Origin of the sequence: Pseudomonas sp. HMSC065H01 (genome assembly GCF_001815235.1) — a bacterium.
In the GTDB taxonomy this organism is placed as follows: domain Bacteria; phylum Pseudomonadota; class Gammaproteobacteria; order Pseudomonadales; family Pseudomonadaceae; genus Pseudomonas; species Pseudomonas aeruginosa.
Genome location: NZ_KV819836.1, coordinates 21,055 through 27,587, shown reverse-complemented (window position 1 = coordinate 27,587; position 6,533 = coordinate 21,055). Strand labels below are relative to the sequence as shown.

Here is a 6,533-nt window from a genome sequence, read left to right as displayed (position 1 = left end):
CTCACCGACGGCAACGGCAACCCGATCGGCGAGACCACCGCCGACGGCAGTGGCAACTGGACCTTCACCCCCGGCACGCCGCTGGCCAACGGTACGGTGATCAACGCCGTCGCCGAAGACGCCGCGGGCAACGCCAGCGGTCCGGCCAGCACCACGGTGGACTCGGTGGCGCCGTCCGCTCCGCTGCTGAGCATCAGCGCCGACGGCGCGCTGCTGACCGGCACCGCCGAGCCGAACAGTCAGGTGCGTATCGTGGTCAACGGCGACACCGCCAACCCGATCACGGTCACCGTCGACGGCGCCGGCAACTTCAGCCTGCCGTTCGCGCCGCCGCTGATCACCGGCGAACTGATCGCCGGGGTTGCCGTGGACGCCGCCGGCAACGTCAGCGGGCCGGCCACCATCAACGCGCCGGACCTGGCGCCGCCGACCATCAGCGTGCCGGAAGCCGCCGATACCTGGATCAACGCCGCGGAGATCGGCGACGGCATCCAGGTCGATGTGACGGTCCGTCCGACCATGCAGGTCGGCCAGGTGGTCACGGTCAAGTTCGCCGGGCAGAACGGCTACGAGGCCGAGGTCAGCCATACCCTCACCGCCGGCGACATCGCCGCCGGCAACCTGACCCTGACCCTGACGCCTCCCGGCGGCATGGGCCCGTTCCCGGAGGGCGCCTCGACCGTCACCGCCGACATCAACGGCGGCACCGCGTCGACCCCGGTGCCGTTCACCATCGACACCATTCCGCCGGCGACCCCGGTGCTGTCCTTGGTCGGCAACATCCTGACCATCTCGGCGGAGCCGGGCACCGAGCTGACGGTCACCGTCGACGTCGGCGGGGTGACCGCCACCGCCACGGTGACCGCCGACAACAGCGGGCTGGCGTCGCTGAACCTGCTCACCGACCTGGATATCGACTTCAGTTGGGACCAGTTGCTCAATGCCCAGGTGTCGGTGGTCGGTCGCGACCCGGCCGGCAACCCGAGCAACACGGCGAGCATCGGCATCGGCACCAGCATCGAGCAACCGGTGACCATCGGTAACTTCGGCCTCGACGTCAGCCTCAACCCGCTGAACCCGCGTTTCGGTTTCAGCGGCACCACCGAGCCCAACTCCAGCGTGGTGATCCGGGTCATCACCCCGGCGTTGAACGTCGAATTGCTGCCGATCCAGGCGGACTCGTCCGGCAACTTCTCGCTGAACCTGCTGAGCCCGACCATCCTCACCCAGTTGGGGCTGAACATCACCGACATCCTCAACCTCGGCTCGCAGATCTCGTTCAACCTGGTGTCCACCGACAGCAACGGCAACGACAGCGCCGCCTACGGGATCACCCTGACCCCCAACGGACTGTCGCTCAACATCGGCCAGATCGATGTCAACGGTACTTCCGGCGACGACGTGCTGTCCGGCGCCAACGGCAGTTCGGAGCACATCAACGGCGGCGACGGCAGCGACCTGATCTTCAACGTGGGCACCGGCGATCACGTGGTGGCCGGCAACGGCAACGACACCATCCAGATCACCGCGACCGATTTCGTCAGCATCGATGGCGGCGCCGGGTTCGACACCCTGGTCCTGGCCAACGGCATCGACCTCGACTACAACGCCGTCGGCGTCGGCACGCTCAGCAACCTCGAGCGCATCGACCTCGGCAAGGGCGATTCGGGTAGCGTGCTGACCCTGACCGCGGCGGAGGTGGATGCCATCACCGATGCCAACAACACGTTGCAGATCACTGGCGAGAACAACGACACCCTGAACGTGGTGGGCGCGGTGAATACCGGTACCACGCAACTGATCAACGGCATTACCTACGACGTCTACACCTTCGGCAGTACCACCCTGCTGATCGAGGACAACACGGTACAGGTCGTGGTCTGATGCGCGGGCGCAGGCAGTACGCGCGCAAGGGACGGCGGCATGGGAAGGGAGCCATCTGGCTCCTTTCCCTGGGTCTGCCGATGTTCGCGTCGGCCATGCCCCTCGACCAGGCGGTCAGGGCAGGGCTGGCGATCCACCCGGAAGTACGATCCGCGATGGCCGAAGCGGACCGTGCAGGCACCGAGGTGGAGATGGCCAAAGGGGGGTACTACCCCTCCGTGACGATGTCCGGGGGGCCGCAGGAGTTCGACTTCGGCGAGATCGTCTACGATCTCACCGCGTCGCAGATGCTGTACGACTGGGGTCGGGTGACGAGCAAGGTCGACAGCGCCAGCGCGACCCAGCGCAAGCTGTCCGAGGCGGTGCTGGTGGCGCGCGACGATGCGGCGCTGGATATCGTCGAGACCTACCTCGACGTGCTTGCCTCGGAGCGCCGGGTGGAGGCGGTGCGCGAACACATCCAGCGCCTCGACGGCATCCGCGAGATGACCCAGGCGCGCGGCGGCGACGGCTACGCCGACCGCAGCGAGCTGGATCGCGCCAATCTGGAACTGTCGCGGGCCCAGGAGCAGTTGTCGCTGGAGAAGGGCAACCTGCAGGACGCGCGCAACCAGTACGCGATCCTGGTCGGCCAGGAGCCCGCCGACCTGGTGGAGCCCGAGCCGATGTCGCTGCAACGCTACCTGGCGGCCAGCGATATGGCGCGGGTGATCCGCGAATCGCCTTTGCAGCGCAAGGCCCTGGAGGACGCCAATGTCGCCGAGGCCGAGGTCCGCGAGGCCAAGGCGTCGCTGCTGCCGCAACTGAACCTGGAGGCCAGCGCGCTGCGCCGGGAGATCGGCGGGCATCCGGAAAGCGACTCGGTGGTATCCCTGCGCTTCCGCATGGACACCTTCCAGGGGCTTTCCAACTTCCGCCGGCCGACCGCCGCGCAGCAGCGCCTGGAATCGGCGAAATGGAGCGCCGACGCGATGCAGCGCGACATCCGCCGGCAACTGCAGAACCTCTTCGACAACGGCGACACGCTGCGCTGGCGGGAACAGTCGCTGACCCAGCAGGTGACCGAGTCGGAGCAGGTCGGCGAGTTGTATCGCGAACAGTTCGAGGTTGGCCGGCGCGACGTGATCGACCTGCTCAACGTGCAGCGCGAGCGGTTCGAGGCAGAGCGGCAACTGATCAACCTGCGGATCGAACGCAAGCGCATCGAGTATCGGGCGGCCGCGCAAGTCGGCCTGTTGGGTCCGCTATTGGAGAACCGGCTGAATCATGGAAGCTGAGAAAACCCCGGATAACGTCGTGATCCTCAACCACGACCCCATCGTCGACCCGTTGCGCCAGGGCCTGCTGCTGCTCTGCCGGCAGCTCGGCCGGCCACTCGGCGACGCCGAACTGGTGGACGGCATGCCGCTGGAGCACGGTCGCCTGCCGTTGCACCTGGTGGCCCGCGCGTTGCGCCGCGCCGACATCACCGCCCAGGTCACCCGCCAGCCGTTGCGCCGGATCGACCGCTACCTGCTGCCGGCCCTGCTGCTGCTCGACGACGGCCGCGCCCTGGTGCTGGTGGGCAACGACGGCGAGCACGCCGAGGTGCTGGTGCCGCAGAGCGACGGCGGAAGCCAGAGGATGCCGCTGGCCGAGCTGGAAGCGCTGTACAGTGGCACGGCGATCTTCGCCAAGTGTCGCTACCGCCCGGACGGGCGGGTCGGCGACTACGCCAGCGCCTTGCCCGAGCACTGGTTCTTCGGCCCGCTCAAGCGGCTCTGGCGTTCCTACGCCGAGGTCACCGCCGCGGCGCTGGTGGCCAACGTCCTGGCGGTCGCCTCGGCACTGTTCGCCATGCAGGTCTACGACCGCGTGGTGCCCAACGCGGCGTTCGACACCCTGTGGATCCTCGCCAGCGGCGTGGCCCTGGCGATCGTCCTCGACGGGGTCCTGCGGATCATGCGCGGCCACCTGCTCAACGTGCTCGGCAAGCGCCTCGACCTGCAACTCTCGACCCTGCTGTTCTCCCGCGTGCTGAGCACCCGGGTCGCCGCCAAGCCGGCGTCGATGGGCGCCTTCAGTACCCAGGTGCGGGAGTTCGAGTCGGTGCGCGAGTTCTTCACCTCGTCCAGCGCGGCGCTGATCAGCGACCTGCCGTTCGTGGCGATCTTCCTGCTGATCATCGCCGTGATCGGCGGCCATGTGGTCTGGGTGCCGCTGGTGGCCTGCGTGCTGATGATCCTGCCGGGGCTGCTGACCCAGCGCCTGCTCGGCCACCTGTCGCGGCAGAACCTGCGCGAAGGGGCGATGAAGAACGGCGTGCTGCTGGAAGCCTTCGAACACCTGGAGACGGTCAAGGCGACCCGCGCCGAAGGCCGCTGCCTGCACCAATGGGAAACCCTGACCGGCGAACTGGCCGGCACGGCGATGAAGACCCATACCCTGGCCTCGACCCTGAGCTACTCGGCGAGCATCGTTCAGCAGCTCTGCTACGTCGGCGTGGTGGTCTTCGGCGTCTATCGGATCAGCGAGGGCGCGATGACCGTCGGCGGCCTGGTGGCCTGCTCGATCCTCGCCTCGCGGGCCATCGCACCGCTGTCGCAGGCGGCCGGCATCCTCGGTCGCTGGCAGCACACCAAGGTGGCGATGGAAGGCCTCGACCAACTGATGAGCGCCGAGCAGGAGCGCCCCCAGGGCAAGCGCTTCGTGCACAAGGAGCGCCTGCAGGGACATTACCGCCTGGAGGGCGTGCGCCTGGCCCACGGCGACAGCCCGCCGGTGGTCGACGTGCAGGCCCTGAACATCCGCGCCGGCGAGCGGGTGGCGCTGCTCGGCGGCAACGGCGCCGGCAAGTCGACCCTGCTGCGCCTGCTCAGCGGCCTGCTCGACGCGCAGGCGGGACGCCTGCTGCTGGACGACGTCAGCCTGACCCAGATCGACCCAGCCGACCGCCAGCGCGGTATCGGCTACCTGCCGCAGGACGTGGCGCTGTTCCATGGCAGCCTGCGCGACAACCTCAACCTGGAGAACGCCGCGCTGGGCGACGAGGAACTGCTGGAGACCCTCGACGGGGTCGGCCTGGGCGCCTTCGTCCGCGGCCACCCGCTGGGGCTGGACATGCCGATCCAGGGCAACGCCAGCCTGTCCGGCGGCCAGCGCCAGGCCGTCGGGCTGGCCCGGGTGCTGCTACAGGACCCTCCGATCCTGCTGCTCGACGAGCCGACCGCGGCCTTCGACCAGGGCAGCGAGAAACAGGTCATCGACTACCTGCAGCAATGGTTGGGCAAGCGCACCCTGGTCATCACCACCCACAAGAAAAGCATGCTCGCCCTGGTCGAGCGTGCGGTGGTCCTGCGCCAGGGCAGGGTGATCATGGACGGCCCGCTGGAGCAGGTGGTGCAGGGCAACCAGGTACAGGCACCGCAGGCCGCCGAAGGAGGCAACCATGGACTCTGACCGCGACGCCGCCGCCCTGCGCCGGCAGTTGGCCGACCCGTTGCTGGCGGCTACCCACCCGGTCTACCGGCCGCTGCTCTGGACCCTGCTCGGTTGCGTGCTGCTGTTCATCGGCTGGGCGGCCTGGGCGCAACTGGACGAGGTGACCCGCGGCGACGGTCGGGTCGTGCCGTTCAGCCGCATCCAGAAGATCCAGAGCCTGGAGGGCGGTATCCTCGACCGCCTGCTGGTGAAGGAGGGCGACCTGGTGGAAGTCGGCCAGCCGCTGGTGCGCCTCGACGAGACGCGCTTCCTCACCAACTTCCAGGAGTCGGCGAACCAGGCCAGCGTGCTGCGCGCGGCCATTGCCCGGCTCGACGCCGAGGTGCTAGGCAAGAAGAGCATCGAGTTCCCGCCGGACGTCGATCCCGAGGGGCCGCTGGCGCGTTCCGAACGCGAGCTGTTCAAGTCGCGCCGCGACAAACTGGTGGAGGGCACCCAGGCGATCCAGCGGCAGATCCACCTGGCGCAGAGCCAGCTCGACCTGGTTCGCCCGCTGGTGGCCAAGCGTGCGGTGAGCCAGATGGAGGCGCTCAAGCTGAGCCAGGACATCGCCACCCTCAGCGGCAAGCTGACCGAGCTGAAAAGCACCTATTTCCAGGATGCCTATACCGAGCGCGCACAGCGCAAGGCCGATCTCAGCGCCCTGGAACCGATCGTCCAGCAGCGCCAGGACCAGTTGCGCCGCACCGAGATCCTGTCGCCAGTGCGCGGGCGGGTGAACACCGTGCTGATCAACACCCGCGGCGGGGTGATCCAGCCCGGCGAGCCGATCATGGAAGTGATCCCGGTAGAGGAGCGTCTGCTGGTGGAGGCGAAGATCAAGCCGCGCGACGTGGCCTTCCTGGTTCCCGGCATGCCGGCCAAGGTGAAGATCACCGCCTACGACTACACCATCTACGGCGACCTCAAGGGCACCCTGGAGCAGATCAGTGCCGACACCATCGAGGAGGACACCCCGCATGGCAAGGAGTCCTACTACCAGGTGCTGATCAAGACCGATGGCAGCCAGTTGAAGCGCGGCGAGGAGGTATTGCCGATCATTCCGGGGATGGTCGCCGAGGTGGACATCCTCAGCGGCAAGCGCAGCGTGCTCAACTACCTGCTGCGGCCGCTGATCAAGGCGCGCCTTTACTGAGGCGTGCAGGACAGGCCCCGGTCGGTGGAAACGT

General features: G+C 68.1%; 4 protein-coding genes. All 4 read left to right on the top strand.

Features of this window, described 5'->3' with window-relative positions:
* The coding region (locus tag HMPREF3014_RS03355) for an Ig-like domain-containing protein (protein WP_070753820.1) at positions 1-1,884 on the top strand (1,884 nt) is incomplete at its 5' end.
* The gene (locus tag HMPREF3014_RS03350; RefSeq protein ID WP_003102743.1) at positions 1,884-3,161 is read left to right on the top strand and encodes a TolC family protein; all 1,278 of its coding nucleotides are present in this window, start codon (positions 1,884-1,886) and stop codon (positions 3,159-3,161) included. The genes HMPREF3014_RS03355 and HMPREF3014_RS03350, both read left to right, overlap by 1 nt.
* Positions 3,151-5,322: a type I secretion system permease/ATPase gene (locus tag HMPREF3014_RS03345; protein ID WP_003088105.1), complete on the top strand. Its 2,172-nt coding sequence runs from the start codon at positions 3,151-3,153 to the stop codon at positions 5,320-5,322. Before HMPREF3014_RS03350 ends, HMPREF3014_RS03345 begins: the two co-directional genes overlap by 11 nt.
* Positions 5,312-6,499 carry a beta-barrel domain-containing protein gene (locus tag HMPREF3014_RS03340; RefSeq protein ID WP_003102741.1) on the top strand — a complete coding sequence of 396 codons (1,188 nt, stop codon included), beginning with the start codon at positions 5,312-5,314 and terminating at the stop codon, positions 6,497-6,499. Before HMPREF3014_RS03345 ends, HMPREF3014_RS03340 begins: the two co-directional genes overlap by 11 nt.
* The last annotated feature ends 34 nt before the right edge of the window (positions 6,500-6,533 follow it).